The 15,107-nt window shown below is 43.4% G+C and carries 13 protein-coding genes, 3 tRNA genes and 1 pseudogene; 9 read left to right on the top strand and 8 right to left on the bottom strand.

Annotation, left to right across the window (positions count from 1 at the left end):
• Positions 1 to 14: 14 nt before the first annotated feature.
• Positions 15 to 536 (bottom strand): PPC domain-containing protein, encoded by a 522-nt coding sequence (locus ACO6VE_RS03300; RefSeq protein WP_422459684.1) that lies wholly within the window; start codon positions 534 to 536, stop codon positions 15 to 17.
• A gap of 362 nt (positions 537 to 898) precedes the next feature.
• Between ACO6VE_RS03300 and tnpA (ACO6VE_RS03295) the strand changes: the two genes are divergently transcribed.
• Both tnpA (ACO6VE_RS03295) and ACO6VE_RS03290 read left to right on the top strand, forming a co-directional pair.
• Complete coding sequence (gene tnpA, locus ACO6VE_RS03295; RefSeq protein WP_422459682.1) at positions 899 to 1,075, top strand: IS66 family insertion sequence element accessory protein TnpA; 177 nt, start codon at positions 899 to 901, stop codon at positions 1,073 to 1,075.
• Positions 1,076 to 1,274: 199 nt separating this feature from the next.
• Positions 1,275 to 1,480, top strand: a pseudogene (locus tag ACO6VE_RS03290) (transposase domain-containing protein); the annotation flags it as partial.
• A 106-nt stretch (positions 1,481 to 1,586) separates the two neighbouring features.
• Here the strand turns inward: ACO6VE_RS03290 and ACO6VE_RS03285 are convergent.
• Positions 1,587 to 3,854, bottom strand: a complete 2,268-nt coding sequence (locus ACO6VE_RS03285) for a collagenase (RefSeq protein WP_422459680.1) — start codon at positions 3,852 to 3,854, stop codon at positions 1,587 to 1,589.
• A gap of 367 nt (positions 3,855 to 4,221) precedes the next feature.
• Between ACO6VE_RS03285 and tnpA (ACO6VE_RS03280) the strand changes: the two genes are divergently transcribed.
• Positions 4,222 to 4,362 carry an IS66 family insertion sequence element accessory protein TnpA gene (gene tnpA, locus ACO6VE_RS03280; protein ID WP_422445756.1) on the top strand — a complete coding sequence of 47 codons (141 nt, stop codon included), beginning with the start codon at positions 4,222 to 4,224 and terminating at the stop codon, positions 4,360 to 4,362.
• On the opposite strand, the gene ACO6VE_RS03275 is transcribed toward tnpA (ACO6VE_RS03280), so the two are convergent.
• On the bottom strand, positions 4,357 to 4,725 hold the full coding sequence (locus ACO6VE_RS03275) for a hypothetical protein (RefSeq protein WP_422445754.1): 369 nt from the start codon (positions 4,723 to 4,725) through the stop codon (positions 4,357 to 4,359). The genes tnpA (ACO6VE_RS03280) and ACO6VE_RS03275 overlap by 6 nt on opposite strands.
• A gap of 232 nt (positions 4,726 to 4,957) precedes the next feature.
• On the opposite strand from ACO6VE_RS03275, the gene ACO6VE_RS03270 reads away from it, so the two are divergent.
• The 3 genes from ACO6VE_RS03270 (at position 4,958) to ACO6VE_RS03260 (ending at position 5,276) form a co-directional block, all read left to right on the top strand.
• A tRNA-Arg gene (locus ACO6VE_RS03270) sits at positions 4,958 to 5,034 on the top strand.
• A 63-nt stretch (positions 5,035 to 5,097) separates the two neighbouring features.
• A tRNA-Arg gene (locus ACO6VE_RS03265) sits at positions 5,098 to 5,174 on the top strand.
• A 9-nt stretch (positions 5,175 to 5,183) separates the two neighbouring features.
• Positions 5,184 to 5,276: transfer RNA gene (locus ACO6VE_RS03260), tRNA-Ser, on the top strand.
• A gap of 88 nt (positions 5,277 to 5,364) precedes the next feature.
• On the opposite strand, the gene ACO6VE_RS03255 is transcribed toward ACO6VE_RS03260, so the two are convergent.
• The 3 genes from ACO6VE_RS03255 to ACO6VE_RS03245 form a co-directional block, all read right to left on the bottom strand.
• A complete protein-coding gene (locus ACO6VE_RS03255) occupies positions 5,365 to 6,576 on the bottom strand; it encodes a hypothetical protein (RefSeq protein WP_422459678.1) in 1,212 nt (403 codons plus the stop codon).
• A gap of 317 nt (positions 6,577 to 6,893) precedes the next feature.
• Complete coding sequence (locus ACO6VE_RS03250; protein ID WP_422459676.1) at positions 6,894 to 8,855, bottom strand: serine/threonine-protein kinase; 1,962 nt, start codon at positions 8,853 to 8,855, stop codon at positions 6,894 to 6,896.
• Positions 8,856 to 8,890: 35 nt separating this feature from the next.
• Positions 8,891 to 9,997, bottom strand: coding sequence for a serine/threonine-protein kinase (locus tag ACO6VE_RS03245; protein ID WP_422459674.1), 1,107 nt, complete (start codon positions 9,995 to 9,997; stop codon positions 8,891 to 8,893).
• Between the two features lie 106 nt (positions 9,998 to 10,103).
• Here ACO6VE_RS03245 and ACO6VE_RS03240 point away from each other — a divergent pair, with 106 nt between their 5' ends.
• Both ACO6VE_RS03240 and ACO6VE_RS03235 read left to right on the top strand, forming a co-directional pair.
• On the top strand, positions 10,104 to 10,574 hold the full coding sequence (locus ACO6VE_RS03240) for a SycD/LcrH family type III secretion system chaperone (RefSeq protein ID WP_422459672.1): 471 nt from the start codon (positions 10,104 to 10,106) through the stop codon (positions 10,572 to 10,574).
• Positions 10,575 to 10,596: 22 nt separating this feature from the next.
• Positions 10,597 to 11,844, top strand: coding sequence for a hypothetical protein (locus tag ACO6VE_RS03235; RefSeq protein ID WP_422459670.1), 1,248 nt, complete (start codon positions 10,597 to 10,599; stop codon positions 11,842 to 11,844).
• Between the two features lie 7 nt (positions 11,845 to 11,851).
• Here ACO6VE_RS03235 and ACO6VE_RS03230 read toward each other — a convergent pair whose 3' ends face one another.
• Positions 11,852 to 12,655, bottom strand: coding sequence for a hypothetical protein (locus ACO6VE_RS03230; protein ID WP_422459668.1), 804 nt, complete (start codon positions 12,653 to 12,655; stop codon positions 11,852 to 11,854).
• Between the two features lie 353 nt (positions 12,656 to 13,008).
• Between ACO6VE_RS03230 and ACO6VE_RS03225 the strand changes: the two genes are divergently transcribed.
• Positions 13,009 to 13,725 carry an SIMPL domain-containing protein gene (locus ACO6VE_RS03225; protein ID WP_422445740.1) on the top strand — a complete coding sequence of 239 codons (717 nt, stop codon included), beginning with the start codon at positions 13,009 to 13,011 and terminating at the stop codon, positions 13,723 to 13,725.
• 46 nt (positions 13,726 to 13,771) lie between these two features.
• Here the strand turns inward: ACO6VE_RS03225 and ACO6VE_RS03220 are convergent, their stop codons facing one another.
• Entirely contained in the window at positions 13,772 to 14,926 is a 1,155-nt protein-coding gene (locus ACO6VE_RS03220) for a hypothetical protein (protein ID WP_422445738.1), read from the bottom strand.
• Between the last annotated feature and the right edge of the window lie 181 nt (positions 14,927 to 15,107).

Here is a 15,107-nt window from a genome sequence, read left to right as displayed (position 1 = left end):
GTCATTAAACCACTTCAGTTATAACTGGCCATGAGTTCAATACAGCTGAATTGTCCCTTTCCTTTAACCATCACATGGTAGTATGTGTCAGTTTTAAGTGGGCTGATATTGATTGATTTCCTGTCACCTTGGCTGAGCTCTGAAAATTCGTACTCGCTGTCGGTTGGCCACTGATCTGGTCGAATGAGTATTTCAAGCTCTCCGTTACCACTTCTGCCGTCTATGGTGAAAATCAAGCTTTTGGTTCCGGAGGGGATATAGATATAAAAATAACGGTTTTTATCAGAGCTTAGACCAATCTTGGGTATTTTATTATGTAACTGGGGGTTTTCAATATCATGGTCAGTGACTGGAGTATCAGGTAGAATAGGCTCATCATCACCATTGTCAGGGATAGAGTCATAATCCCGTGGACCATAACCTGAGAGTTGGTTATCTGTACTTTCATAGTCCAGAGTAATAGCATGTGCGTTGAAGATAAATGTAAGGTTAATAATCACTACTGTTAATCGGCTTGCTATAAGAGAGTGCTTCATCTGAAAAGCCTTTGAATACGAATTTAATCATTAAATGAATATTGGATGTGGGAAGATCTGAAGAGTTTGAATAGTAATAATCTACGTATAAAATACACCTCGAACAGGTAGACCAACGGATAAAGTGGGAGGTAGAAAGCAGTAGCGCATGAGTAATGAATGATCATTAAATCTTTATGATAGTAGCTCTCAATTTTTCTATTATTCTTTATCTACTAATAATACTTTTTTTTTATAACTGATATTCTTAGCCTGTTGAAGTTTTACATCGGTAACCAGACGTAAGCGCTTATTTGAGGACGTCTTCAAAGACCTGCCTTTGACTGCCACGCTTTCACCTGTTTCAAAAACAGGAGCGAGCCATGCATCAAAAAATATCGAATCGCCGCACTTCTGCACAGTGGCAAAACCTTATCGACCAGCAACAGGAAAGTGGTGTCAATCAAAAAGCCTTTTGCGAGTTAAATAATATTTGCCTGTCAACGTTCACCCTCTGGAAGCGCAAATTAGCACAGACCGCTGTTATATACACTGATTAAGTGGGCAAGTAATAAATACCGGATATCGACTCGGGAAGCGGAGCGAAGGCTCGGAAAACTGAGGAAGATGAGGCCGAACTTATTTGCTCACTGGGAATTACTTCGTGCATCAAATGTGTGACCAAGAGCCGTATGACAGGATACACGTACGGATCTGTGAGAAGCTTGGGGGGGAAATTCCCTCAGGCTAACTCGACTCTGCTGGACAGAAAAAGGCGCAGATAGCCGTGTTCCAGACGCTGATCACCAGTTGCCTGCTGGCGGGTATCGATCCTTACAAATACCTGGTTGATGTTCTACAGCGTATCAGCCTCCACCCGGCCCCGTGATATCAGGGAACTGATACCGCGACTCTGGAAAGAGAAATTCGGGGCCAATCCATTAAAAGCCGATCTCGACAAGTAGGGGGAGTCTGCCCCCTGCTTGGACGCTTACGACCACCTTCACCTTTTTACCTCGTCATCAACTGCACTATTGTGCTTAACGAGGTGTACTAAGTCATTAAACCACTTCAGTTATAACTGGCCATGAGTTCAATACAGCTGAATTGCCCCTTTCCTTTAACCATCACATAGTAGTATGTGCCAGTTTTAAGTGGGTTGATATTGATTGATTTCCTGTCACCTTGGCTGAGCTCTGAAAATTCGTACTCGCTGTCGCTTGGCCACTGATCTGGTCGAATGAGTATTTCAAGCTCTCCGTTACCACTTCTGCCGTCTATGGTGAAAATCAAGCTTCTGGTTCCGGAGGGGATATAGATATAAAAATACGGGTTTTTACCAGAGCTTAGACCAACCTTGGGTATTTTATTATGTAACTGGGAGTTTTCAATATCATGGTCAGTGACTGGAGTATCAGTGACTGGAGTATCAGGTATAGCAGGCTCATCATCACCATTGTCAGGGATAGAGTCATCATCCCGTGGACCATAATCCGAGAGTTGGTTATCTGTGCTTTCAACAGTATCGAGCCAACCGTACCACTCATCATCATGTAATTTTCCAATTCTGTCTATCCATGCCCGGTAAGCTTTGTAATCATTACTGCGTGTCAAGGATAGCATTTCAGAAATTTCAGATGGATGTCGCTCGAACATAAAGCGCACAGCGAGATAACCCCATCGATAGATTAGTGTTGTACCACTGCTATAGCTATTTCGAAAAACGGTACTCAATGGGTATTGTTTGGTTCGAGCAAGGGACACTGCTTCAGGATACTCATTCCGGTGTGAGATATATTCTCCCAGTCCTTCAATCCACCAAATGGTATCAGTGGAGGTTGAACGGCGAAAATCACCTGCCATGTTGAATCGGCCATCCAGGTAATGTACATACTCGTGCCGAAGGTTCCAGACATGGAATTCAGGTCTCAGCCAGTCGGCCTCGTAGGCAATAAACCGGGCTTGGTTGTCAGGTTTCTCAGGTGCGCCTTCAAGGTACATTCCTCCATTATCGGTACTGATATTAAATAGTAAACCGGCATACATTTTATAATCTTTGGCAGTGTTGAAGATCACCAGCTCAAGGTCATCGTTCAGGTCATTCGCTACTGGCTGGAAGTTGGTCCGTAATTTGTTATGGAAATATTCCTCTTGCTCTGATAATTGATCGCAGATCCATTCTGCTTGAGCAACCGTCATATTTTGCGAGCGAACTTTCAGTGTTTTACTACAGGTATGATTGAAAACAAGAGCATTGTTTTCAACCTCTTCCTTGAAATTGCAAATGCCATAATGCTCACAGTTTTCATTGTCATAATATGAAGCTATTTCAGCGGCAACCAGCCATAATGGCGTGCCTTTTTCACTGTTATTTTGTTGACTCAGAATTGCATTTAGTTGTCCGCTTACCTTTGGCTGAAGCTTATTGTGCTGAACAAAGCGCCCAAGCTCCCGGACGACATTAACCAGAAGATATTCATTGTCTGTTCCAAGAAGATGTTGTTTCGTATTGTAAAAATTATACAAGTCATCAAGAAGTGTCGTATCCCTTTCTATAGCCGTTACAAATGGCTTCAGCTGGTGTCCACGAAACAAAACTGTCATACCATTATTAACTGCAATAGTCATATTTCTGCTGGCTTCAAACTCCTGATTATAGGATGTAAGTAGACGCTTTATGACAAAAATATAACGGGTATTCTGGGCGGAGCTATCAATTAATGTGACTGCTTCAGACAACACCTCACCATTTTTGTCAGAAACAGCAAAGGCGTTTGGGTTGGCAAAGAATGAATCAAGAGCTTGCTGCATAGCACTGGCAAGACGGGAGTCATAATCCCCAACGGTGTCTGGCTGATAAAATTGCACATAATACCCAGCCCTTAAATAGAGGATCAGTTGCTGTAAACCCTCAGAATTATCGCCAGTATAATTTTGTGAAAAACGAGTTACTTCATTAGCTACAGTTATCATTTTGTCCTGACTAAACAGTTGGCTACTAATGATTCCTGTTACTGAAAACAAGTTATTTATACATGCCAACTCAGCTTTACGAATAGCTTCCGTCAGTTGCTGTCCTCCGAGCGCGGCGAAACTCTCAGGGGTGCAGGTTAAACCTCTGGTAACTGCAAGTTGGCTCAACTTTTCCTGAATCAGAAAATCCCTGACTTTTTGATGGGGGTTATTGGGTGGCAGTGGCTTTCCATCCAGAATTTCCTCGATCTGTCTGCCATGTATCACTCTTGTTTCAAAGTCCAGAGTAATAGCATGTGCGTTGAAGATAAATGTAAGGTTAATAATCACTACTGTGAATAGGCTTGCTATGAGAGAGTGCTTCATCTGAAAAGCCTTTGAATACGAATTTAATCATTAAATGAATATTGGATGTGGGAAGATCTGAAGAGTTTGAATAGTAATAATCTACGTATAAAATACACCTCGAACAGGTAGGCCAACGGATAAAATGGGAGGAAGAAAGCAGTAGCGCATGAGTAATGAATGATCATTACACCATTATGATAGTAGCTCTCAATTCTTCTATTATTCTTTATCTACTAATAATACTTTTTTTTTATAACTGATATTCTTATTAGGGCCTGTTGATGTTTTACATCGGTAACCAGACGTAAACGCTTATTTGAGGACGTCTTCAAAAACCTGCCTTTGACTGCCACGCTTTCACCTGTTTCAAGAACAGGAGCGAGCCATGCATCAAAAGATATCGAATCGCCGCACTTCTGCACAGTGGCAAAACCTTATCGACCAGCAACAGGAAAGTGGTGTCAATCAAAAAGGCTTTTGCGAGTTAAATAATATTTGCCTGCACTGTACACGACAATTTTCATGAGGCCTTCTCCCAGCTGACCTCAAATAACAGTTCTACTGCTTCATATATTTCTTCCAGCCAAGTATTCACGTGATTGAGAATTCTGGCGAGATAATCCAGCCCTGCACGAAAAATGGACTGTGCTTTACGTCCATGACTTTTTACCTTGATCGGGGTTGCTTCATTTATCCAATCCCCCGTCTTGTATGCCCAGCAAAAGGCTAATGCCAGACTACAGAGCAATTTTGATATTTTATCCCGATCCTTCAGGCGAGTTTCCTCAAGGTTAACGCCTCTGCCTTTCATCGCTTGAAACATGGTTTCTATTTGCCATCTCCGGAGATAATCGTCAATGGCTCGCCAAGGCTCTGCATTGCAAATCACAACCATTGGATCCTGCTGACTTACTTCTGATTTTTGTCGTGTACAGTGCTGGAGTGTTTGTTTCATTAATAAAAAAATAAGGCAATACGGAGGCAGCTTGATACCCTGACTCTTAGGACAACGATTAAATTACAAAGTTCATGAAACAGTTGGTTGGATATGAACAGATCCGTAAAAACCGTATTTGACTCAACCCAATGAAATCTCTATAGTTTGTCTCCGTTGACGCAGGGCGCTCGTAGCTCAGCTGGATAGAGTACCTGGCTACGAACCAGGCGGTCGGAGGTTCGAATCCTCCCGAGCGCGCCAAGTCAACAAAAGTGATTGACGAATTGAATTGATTCAAATATCTTTCACGTCGCTTCAAACAACGCGCTCGTAGCTCAGCTGGATAGAGTACCTGGCTACGAACCAGGCGGTCGGAGGTTCGAATCCTCCCGAGCGCGCCATATTGAAACGGTGAGGTGGCCGAGAGGCTGAAGGCGCTCCCCTGCTAAGGGAGTATACGGTTTGTAGCCGTATCGAGGGTTCGAATCCCTCCCTCACCGCCATTTACCTTTTCTAGCGTTTTGCCAAGAAAGCTAAGACTATCGAATCAGATAGATAGTACGTATTAAGTTCGGTTAGTCCAGATCATTCCTAGAATATAATACACTCCTTTGGGCGGAATCTTGCGTAATATTCACCTTGTGTATCGTGTTGATGAGATTGTGGATTGTTTCTTCTTTGCTGCCCTTGTTCATAAATGTTTTCTTGATTTGGAGTTGATGCGATCCTTGCTTGGGCAAGTCTAATATCTTCTCTTGTACAAATACGCTCCTTTGAGTGGGATCTTGCTAGAGATGCATGTTGTGTAACGTGTTGATGAGATTGTGGATTGTCTCTTATTTGCTTCCATTGCTCATAAATGTTTCCTTGATTTGGAATTGGTCTGAACATTGCATTGAAAATTCCAATATCTCGTTCTGTACAAAGACTTGTTATTAAATCTAAATCTTCATGGATAACGAACATTTCGATGAATTGCTCAAGTTTAATAGCTGCTTTCGTTCCTTTAAATTCACCACGCAAAAATTGTTCAACATTTGATTTGTTTTGTTCTGTATCGTACCAGTTTAAGACTGTGTCAACTTGTGCAAAAAGACGTGACCCATAACCCAGATGTGCCATACCATTATATAATATGTTATCAAGCTGGACAGCAAAACATTGAAAAACTTCTGCACCCATCAGTTTTTTTAGCTGACTATAAGCTGCCAATTGCTGTTGTTCAATTAATTCAGCAGATTGAATTTCAGTCCGTTTTTGTAAAGCGTTCTCATAATTTAGTTGGCATGCAATTAAGCGAGCATCATAAATGGCTGTATTTCCACTGTATTGAATTCGAGGCATTCCAGTATTGTCAATTACTAATCCTTCAATATAGTCGCTGCATGGTGTTGTCTCTGGCATTATTTTCCAACCATCCGGGAGAGAAATATCAGCCGACACCTTTGACTCCATTTCTCTGGCAATATCCATGACGATAGCTTCTGATTCAGCATCAAAACAGGTTTTTTCTGTTTCAGCACCTAAAGATGGATATGACGCAGATGGTAACAAAGAAGCTGAGTCGTTTGGTTCAGGATCGTGAGCAACCTTGGGCTCAACAACAGTAATCGTCTCATGCTCGGCTAGAGTTTTTTGTATATTTTTACCTGATCTTTCAGGTGAGCTGTAATTAATGTATTTATTTGTTGGGCTGTTGTTATCTGTGCGCTTATTATCTGAACACTTATTATCTGAACACTCTCCAGCCATTGAATAATTAGAAGGCTCAGCTAGTTTGGTTAGGGAGTTTACTGGCTGCATAATATAATCTCATAAATTTTCAGTTAATTTACAGGATAACCAGTCTTTTTCCGACTCGAAGATAATAATCCTTGTAGATCAAGGGTGTCGTTACTCAGATTATTATTAAGAAGTGGTAAACCGGCAACTTCATTTGATAATCAAGTCAGCAATAAGTTCAATTTTAAGGAACGCTGGGGCTTTTTGTCTGGGTTGATCTCATGATCAATAAATATGCTTTTGGCATTCCAGTCAACAGACAACTCAAGTCAGGAGAGACTTTATCGATGCCTGTCGTGGCGACTCGGATCTGGAGGAGCAAATAGAATTGCTTCTTATCAGGAATGGTAAGACGCAAAGTAAGGGTGCTCAAGCGCTTCGGTGGGGGACAGGCGCATTTTAGGGTCCGGTTCTGTTAAAGCCCGGAAAAAATCCGCAGCTTGTTCGCCTTCCACTTCCAGAAGTTTCTGGTAAGCATCCTCTCTCGCTTCTGTTAGCTGGGCTAAAGCCTCTTTATAAGACATCTTACGTTCCCACATATCTTGAGTAACAGGCATTATAGGATCACCACCTAAACACATTTCAGCAAAAGTACATCCCAGGGCCCAGGAGTCTGCTCTGACATTAGGTTTTTTGGTCAAATTATACATTTTTTCCGGTGATATATAATCTGGTGTTCCGCTGAGAACTGGAGTGGCCCTGTCCATTTTTGCTGAAAACCCGAAGTCGCATATCTTCACCAGACCTTTTCCATTGATCAGAATATTTTCTGGTTTAATATCATGGTGTTGGTAGCCGGCTTTAAATAGCGTGTTAATACCCCTGGTAGCCTGAAAAAAAGTGCTTTTCAGTTCTTCACCTCTAAAAAGACCATCCTGTTCTAATGAGCTCAGTAAATCATGACCGCCATATTCCATAAGAATGTATTTTTGATCGGATTTTCCACGACTCAGGCAAACAAGGTTGACAATATTCTCTGTGTTCTCACCGGTTGCTACTATTGCCCGCTGAATTCTTACCATTTTTGCACACTCATCTCTGCGCTCAGTCTCATCGCCAACAATTTTAAGGGCGAATTGTTGATTGGTACGCTTGTGTTTTACAAGAACCACAGAGCCAAAACCTCCTTTGCCTAATGTCTTGCTCTTTTTTAATTCTTTTTTGGGTATGATTGCACAGTTGTACTCAGGATCGATTGGGGCACCCTGAAAAGTGATAGGTTCAGCTGGTTGAAGATCAAGAAGCACATTGGACTGCCCATCTTTTTGCACAAGAGGTGTTTCAGTGCTATCTGTTATCGAACTTTTACTGACTTTGTTGTTCAGGTTGCTTGTGTTGTCAGGGGTTATCTTGCGTTGATTTTCTAATTCCGTTATTGCTTTTTCTGTACTGCCTTGAATTTTCTGGTAGTGTTTTTCTGGATTTACGGCAACTGTCTTAAGAAATGGTTCTACTGTTTCCTCTCTTAAATTTTGAATGTTTTTTGATAATTGTTCACTCTCTTTCAGATTGTTCCGGGCAAGGCATAACTTTTTGATTTCACTTACATCGCTTGAGAATGAATTAACCATCATCTCACATATTTCTTTTTCAAGCCTGACAGCCAGGTTTTTATCAATATGCTCAGCGGCATTAAAGAGGTTTTTGATGGCATTACATTTTTTCATGGCCATATTAAAGTCTTTTTCCGGGTCTCCATCGTAGGGGATGCTTTTAAGATGGTTCGGCATAGCCTTCACCAGAACTGCCATCTGATCATGTATTTTTTGGTTGAGTGAGTCGATCACGTTGGCTGGTAGCTTATTGCCTGCCTTAAGCCGGTTGACTTCTTTTTTTAATGCAACAAGGCTTGCACCCGATTTGCAACGGTTGATTTCATGGGAGAGATAGACTTCAGTATCTGATTCGATCAGCTTCCTGAACTGATTCTTGTCAAAAAAAGTACACTCTTCTGGTATTTCATCGGGAAGTTTTAAAATACTGTCAACGTGGTCTGATCTGTTTTTACCTTCCTGATCTTCTTGAACTTCTTCCATTAATACTTCGATACGTCTGTTGGTTATGCATTTTTCAAATTCATACATCTTGGCTTTCGGAACGGATTTTTTTTCGTCAATAAACGCTTTATTAAAGTGATTTTCAATACGTCGTCCCCATTTAGAGACCAGTTTTCCATCGCTATCCAGTATCTTGGTGCCTTTTTTTTCTTCGATCCCCGAATAATTTGCTGCTTTTGGTTCAGCCAGATTGATTTGTTCAGGGTTTATATTTAAGGGCGAGGTTACGTTGAAACGTTCCATGTCATGATCCGATGCTATGTATCTTTCTGAATATATCAAGAATAGCAAGCAGCAAAGTAAGGGTGCTTCAGCGCCTGGGTGGTGGACAGCCGGTCACCAGGATGCAGCTTGGTTAATGACCTGAATAACTCAGCTGCTTGCCTGCCTTCCCGTTGCAGAAGCTGCTGGTATGCCTCTTCTCGCATCGTTTTCAGATGAGCTATTGTCTCACCAGGGAGCTTGTGACTTTCCCATATAGTGCGAGTACCGATCATGACAGGGTAACCTAAGCGCAGTTCAGCAAATGTACACCCCAGGGACCAGGAATCAGCTCTGTCAATGGGGCCGCCGCGCAAATCATACAGTTTTTCCGGAGGCATATACTCTGGTGTTCCTCTGCCAATTTGAGTTCCCCTGCCCATTTTTTCTGCCAGGCCGAAATCGCAGATCTTCACAACACCTTTTCTACTAATCAGGATATTTGCAGGTTTAATGTCATGATGCTGGTAACCGGCTCTAAACAGGGTGTTAACGCCCTTAACAGCCTGGAAAAAAGTTCTTTTAAGCTCGTTCCCCCTGAAACGGCCATACTTTTTTGATGAGCCCAGTAAATCCCGCCCCCCATACTCCATAAGAACATATTTTCTATCTGACCTTCCTCGACTCAGGGAAATAAGGTTGACAATATTCTCTGTGTTACCATGGATTTTTGCTATTGCCCGTTGAATTCTTATCAACTGTGCACACTCTTGCCTGCGATCAGTATCGTTACCCACCATTTTCAGGGCAAGGTATTGATGGGTATATCTGTGTATCACAAGCACCACTGAGCCATAAGTCCCTTTGCCTAACTTCCTGACCTTAAGTAAATCTTTTTTAGGCACGATCGGGTAGTTGTACTCTTTATCGATAGTGGCCCCCTGAAAGGTAACAGGTGCTGCTCGCTGCAGATAAAGGGCTGCGTTGGAGTGAACGTTTCGTTGCAAAAGATGCCTTTGAGTTTTCCCATTGACGGCCCTGGCGGTGTTTGCGTTTACATAACATTGTCCTGTCTCTGGAGTTACAGGGTGCCTGCCAAGGCAACCTTTTACAGGTTCAGGTTGTTTTGGTGGCTGATGCTGGAAATGATGTTGTCCCATTCCATCTTCAATTCTTTGAGGCATTGTGTCCCCCGGGCTCAAGAGTCCGATAAAAACCTTCGAGCTGGTTTGTAAAGGTACTATACCTATATAGAACAACTCGTCTTTCTAATCTGCAGGGAAGCAGCAAATGACTGATTCAGTGTTCAGCTCGCCTGATGCCCAGGCAATGGCCATTGTGGGGGATTATATGGCCAGGGGAGGGAGTCTTGCTGAAGCCAGTAATATCAGTGAGGAGGCGCAGGAAGCCATCTATGAACTGGCGTATCTGAAATATAATAATGGTTTGTACGAGAAGTCTGCCCGCCTGTTTCAATTTCTCTGTCTCTATAATCAGTGGAATCCCCGCTTTTTCACTGGCCTTGGTGCCTGCCAGCAAATGGTGAGCCTTTATGGTAAGGCCATTGATACCTATCTGTACGCCATTTCTCTTGATGCCAATGACCCGCATCCGATGATTTATGTGGGCGATTGTTATGTCGCCCTGGAGCAGTATCCAAAAGCGAGGCTTGCTTATCGGGCGTCGGTTTTAATGGCCCATGAATCCGGCATCACCAGTCCTGAGGTAAGCCGGGTAGAAAAAATGATTAACGAGTTTTGATGACACTGCAAGGAGTGAGGGTATGAGTGAGGTATCCGGGGATATACAGCCCAGCCGACTGGAACCTGTGCCGCCAGAGTTTCTGGCCGGGCAGCCTGCAAAAGAGAAGGTTGATAAGGTGGCTTCCGGTTACCAACAGTCGAACTCTGTCTCACAGGGTCAGGCAGCCAGGACTGAAGATTTCCCTGTTGCATCTGTGATTCTGGTTCCTGCCCTGCAACCGGCTCTTCCTGGCGCAATGGTGGCTTCCTCTGAAGAAATTAAGGGGCTCCTATCAACAGCCCTGGTGATCAGAGACTCTCTGGGGCAAAAATCTACAGGAGCAGCTGCCGAGCCTTTGCCGGGTAGCTTATCAGCGTCCTTGTCAGAAGCGGCATCTGAACAGCCACCTCGGGAGCGATCAACCGTCGATAACCTGGCAGCAGGGACTCAACGCTCAACCGTCAAGGTGCCTGCATCCACCCCATTACAGGATATGGTGACAAAGGTGCAGTCGGCACTGCCAGAAGCCACGGATACGGATGAAGTATTGGGCGTCTACGAAAGTAATGTCAGACAGCTGACAGAGACCATTCAGCAAGCTTTGGCAGCAGGATCATCAGCCCCTCTTCAGGTATTAAGCGTTGTTGCTGACGTGTTCCCATCGGATGCAAATACCGGCTCACTGGCGCTGCAAAGGGTGATTGATAATATTGTGTCGATCAATCGCAACAGTGGGGAGTCATCTGTTCATAGTGGCAAGGGGATTCAGCAGAACAGTGCAGACCTCTATGGAATGCCGGAACATGTGCGGTTAAGTCTATTGTCCCAGAGGTTGGGCATTGATCTGCAGCCATTAATCAGAACCCGTGAAGAGTTCCTGGAGAGCATTCTGGTCGCCCAGAGGGGCATACTGCTTGCTATTGAAGCTATGTCTAATGCAGAATTTTTCGAGCTCTTGAAAGAGCGATTACGGGAAGAACAGATCAAAGAAGACCTGGTCAAAGAAGGCCAGCATAAAGAAGTGGTGGACAAACTGAAGCAGGCCATTGCAGCACTGAAAGCCGGTGAACCGACAGTGGCTGCTGAAATTCTGAACTCGGCAAGCCTGATCACTACGGCCATTGAGCAGATTGTTGATCGCTATACATCCGATGAAACACCCGGGAGTCTCAGGCAGCATTTGCAAGAGCACCTCACCCGGGTTCTGGATAGTGTCACCCAACAAGGCTCATACCAGGATATGATGAATAAGCGAGTGGAGCTGCTGCAATCCGCCAAAAAAGTCTGATAGCAATTTACTTTAGTTTTTCCAAAATTCCTTTGCATATTGGCTCAATCATCGAAAATATTTTTGCGGAATCATGACCTGTATTTTCATAATGTAACTTGATAAGAAGTTTTGCGTAAATTGTGTTGAATTCAACTTTGCTTGGAATCCCTTCAACTCTGGTAATAGAAGATAGCTCTGGATAATCTGATAGCATGTAGCTAAGCCGGTCAAGTAATTGCACTTGAGTAAGCACGTCAATCGGCATATTACTAATTCGGAACGTTGTTCCTTCAGACATGCTTGATGACGACAGTGAGCTGAAGCTACTCACAGAGCTGCTTGAGGTTGTGTTTAAAGTGGAGTCACTATCCGGGCTGCTTACGGTTGTGGTTGAAGAGGAGGCACTGTCTGGGCTGCTTCCGGTTATCGCTAAGAATGAATCACCTAAGCCGCTTTCAGTTTTTGTTAAGGTGGTGCCGCTCTCTGAACTGCTTTCTGAGATTGTTGAGGAAGAGTCACTCTCTGAACTGCTTTCTGAGATTGTTGAGGAAGAGTCACTCTCTGAACTGCTTCGGCTGACAGTTGATGAGGAATCACTATCTGAACTGATTCCGGTTATTGTTAAAGACGAGTCACTCTCTGAGCTGATTCCTGAAGTTGTTGAGCTGATTCCGGATATTGAAGCAATTGTGCGCTCAACAAGGCCTGTTGTTGGTAAATGCTGATCATCACTGTCAGGTATTTCTTTTTTAATCGCTTTCTTTGCGGGCTCATCATCAGGAGTTCGTGGGAATGATGGTGTATCTCTTATACTTCCTATCTTGAGCATATTCTTTTCCTTTTCTTATTTAACGACATAAGTACTTGAGGCGGCGCATAAATAGTTAACGGGTAGAAACGTAGAATCTCCATGCGCCGATGCGTTACTGTCCACCGAAAAGAGCGTGTTAAACGACATGTTATATGCTTCCTTCACGTTTAATCACCAGAATTCTAGCGTGTCCTGTGAGATGGGCAATGTTCTTCGTGACAATAAAAGCAGCGAATATCCCTTGAGGTTTGTCTCATGTGATAGCCCAAAGTAAGAAATATTCGGATTTAGCGTAAAATCTGATAATTTACCGGGTGAACCCAAAGATGGGGTTCGTTATTTTTTCAACAAAATGATCAGGTGTAAGCAATATGAGTACCGGTAGAGTCAGTGCCTTGATACTGGGCATTTCTGTTTTTCTGGGGCTTTCCTGTCTGGGGTATTTGTTGGCGAATGCTGCCATTGAGTACAAGCAGTATGAAAGAAGTGTCACAGTCAAAGGGTTATCAGAGAGGGAGTATCAGGCAGATGTCGTGATCTGGCCTATTCAGTTTTCAGCGGCCGATAATGATTTGAAAGCTCTCTATGGCACGATTGAAAACAATATTGACAGCATCAGGGAGTTCCTGGAAAAGGGTGGTATCGCGGCTGAAGACATTAGTCTGATGTCGCCTGATATTACCGATAAATCGGCTAATAACTATGGCAGCAGCAGTCGCCCGGAGTTTCGTTATACTGCCCTGCAAACCATTACTATCTATTCCAGTCATATTGAAGCGGTGCGCTCGGTGATGGGCAATCTGTCGGACCTTGGCCGGGAGGGCATTGTGTTTACCGGAGGTCATTACGGTTCACAGCCGGAGTACCTGTTTGCCCGCCTGAATGATGTTAAGCCGGAAATGATTGAGGAAGCGACCCGTAAGGCCAGGGAAGTGGCGGAAAAGTTTGCCTCGGATTCACAAAGCGAGCTGGGCAAAATCAAGAGAGCTTCCCAGGGGCAGTTTTCCATCAGTGATCGTGACCGGAATAACCCTCATATCAAGAAAGTCCGGGTGGTTGCGACGATTGAGTATTATCTCTCCGATTGATGATCACAGCAGGTTATCTGCTGACGTTTAACCAGTCGTTAGCAATTTATAACTGGGTTGAGAGGTGTTTAACCTCTCTTTCGACAGATTCTCTATTGCCATATTGAGAGAGTTCATATCTGATGTGTGCGTTCAATTCATCGGAATTAAGCCGGTCAAGTTTATCGTTGTCGTGGATATCCCTGCTTTGGAAATCCATAGATAAGAGTAAGAGGAATCGCTCCTTGGCTAACAATGAGTCACTGTCCAGGATTTGCCTGCAAAATTCTTCGGATGCAACCATTTTTTCTCTCAGGGGATTTCCTAGGTTATAAAACAATCCATTTGATAATTTATCAATGAAAATAGTTAGCAGGTTTTCGGCAGTTCCTTCGGGCTCTCCGGGATTCAGGTCCGGGCGGTCAAGTAGCGTAAGTGCTAAATCGGGGTTATTTAACAATATTGCCTGACCGATAAGGCTAACAGGGATCTTTCCTTCAGTCACTCCTTTACTTGTTTTATAAAATGATGATTCACGAGGAAATTCAATATGAAAGGAAGATTTAAATCCTCCATGATAGAAAAATTCTATTTTTGTATTTACCTGGGTTCTGGGATCGCTGGCAAGTAACGCACTGATTTTACCTCTGTTTTTGGCTCCTGCCTGGCTGTTTACTAATTCCGTTGGTGTCATCCACATAGAAACATATGAATCTTGAATATCATTGATACTGTTCAGGTCGATTTCCTTGCTTCGCAGTAACACCTTCATTGTTTCTGATGTGAAATTAGCAGGCGAATAGCTAGAGTGCCTGCCCCTTTGAGGGAACAGGAGTGGGAGGGGAGGTTTTTCATAACTCTTACTCGCCAACACTGTATTCGGTGATGCTCCATAGTTAATTAACAATTGAAATGCTTCGGTGTTGCCATGGACTGCAGCCTGAATGGCCGGGTTTTGATTTTGTTGCTTCAAGCAAAGTCGCAAAGATGTCGGGTGCCTGTCAAGAATACGGTTGATCAGTTTAGTATCGTTATGTTTGGCTGCTTCCATTAATGCTGAATCCGGTCCCCTTGTTTTCAGATGCAATTTGTCAACTTTATGCTGAGTCCAGGAGCAGGACCGTGCCTCACTGCTCTGTTGTCCACGAGTTGAATGACTACTGCCAGGCAGGCTGTAATTCCCAGGAATATGGCTATTGGTTGCTCCACCAGTGGCTATCATCTGTCGTCTCCATTTTTATATTACAGGGGAATGCTTTGATTATTTTTTTTAAAAAAAGTTCACAAGGCTTCGGACACTTTTTCTCGAAAATATCCTGTGACGTGTAAGTAAACGACTAATATATAGACATCAATATTCGTTTATTAAAGCTCTTCATAAACGACACAGTACATAATGCTTT

It is taken from the genome of Endozoicomonas sp. ALB115 (assembly GCF_049310245.1).
Lineage (GTDB): Bacteria > Pseudomonadota > Gammaproteobacteria > Pseudomonadales > Endozoicomonadaceae > Endozoicomonas.
Note: the sequence above shows the minus strand (reverse complement) of the source record. Positions and strands in the feature narration are given on the sequence as shown.

Excerpts from the sequence above, each read along its gene's own strand:
- ACO6VE_RS03225 (WP_422445740.1), top strand. The coding sequence starts at position 13,009 with ATGAGTACCGGTAGAGTCAGTGCCTTGATACTGGGCATTTCTGTTTTT.
- ACO6VE_RS03255 (WP_422459678.1), bottom strand. The coding sequence starts at position 6,576 with ATGCAGCCAGTAAACTCCCTAACCAAACTAGCTGAGCCTTCTAATTAT.
- ACO6VE_RS03235 (WP_422459670.1), top strand. The coding sequence starts at position 10,597 with ATGAGTGAGGTATCCGGGGATATACAGCCCAGCCGACTGGAACCTGTG.
- tnpA (WP_422445756.1), top strand. The coding sequence starts at position 4,222 with ATGCATCAAAAGATATCGAATCGCCGCACTTCTGCACAGTGGCAAAAC.
- ACO6VE_RS03285 (WP_422459680.1), bottom strand. The coding sequence starts at position 3,854 with ATGAAGCACTCTCTCATAGCAAGCCTATTCACAGTAGTGATTATTAAC.
- ACO6VE_RS03220 (WP_422445738.1), bottom strand. The coding sequence starts at position 14,926 with ATGATAGCCACTGGTGGAGCAACCAATAGCCATATTCCTGGGAATTAC.
- ACO6VE_RS03240 (WP_422459672.1), top strand. The coding sequence starts at position 10,104 with ATGACTGATTCAGTGTTCAGCTCGCCTGATGCCCAGGCAATGGCCATT.
- ACO6VE_RS03230 (WP_422459668.1), bottom strand. The coding sequence starts at position 12,655 with ATGCTCAAGATAGGAAGTATAAGAGATACACCATCATTCCCACGAACT.
- ACO6VE_RS03245 (WP_422459674.1), bottom strand. The coding sequence starts at position 9,997 with ATGCCTCAAAGAATTGAAGATGGAATGGGACAACATCATTTCCAGCAT.
- ACO6VE_RS03300 (WP_422459684.1), bottom strand. The coding sequence starts at position 536 with ATGAAGCACTCTCTTATAGCAAGCCGATTAACAGTAGTGATTATTAAC.
- tnpA (WP_422459682.1), top strand. The coding sequence starts at position 899 with ATGCATCAAAAAATATCGAATCGCCGCACTTCTGCACAGTGGCAAAAC.
- ACO6VE_RS03250 (WP_422459676.1), bottom strand. The coding sequence starts at position 8,855 with ATGGAACGTTTCAACGTAACCTCGCCCTTAAATATAAACCCTGAACAA.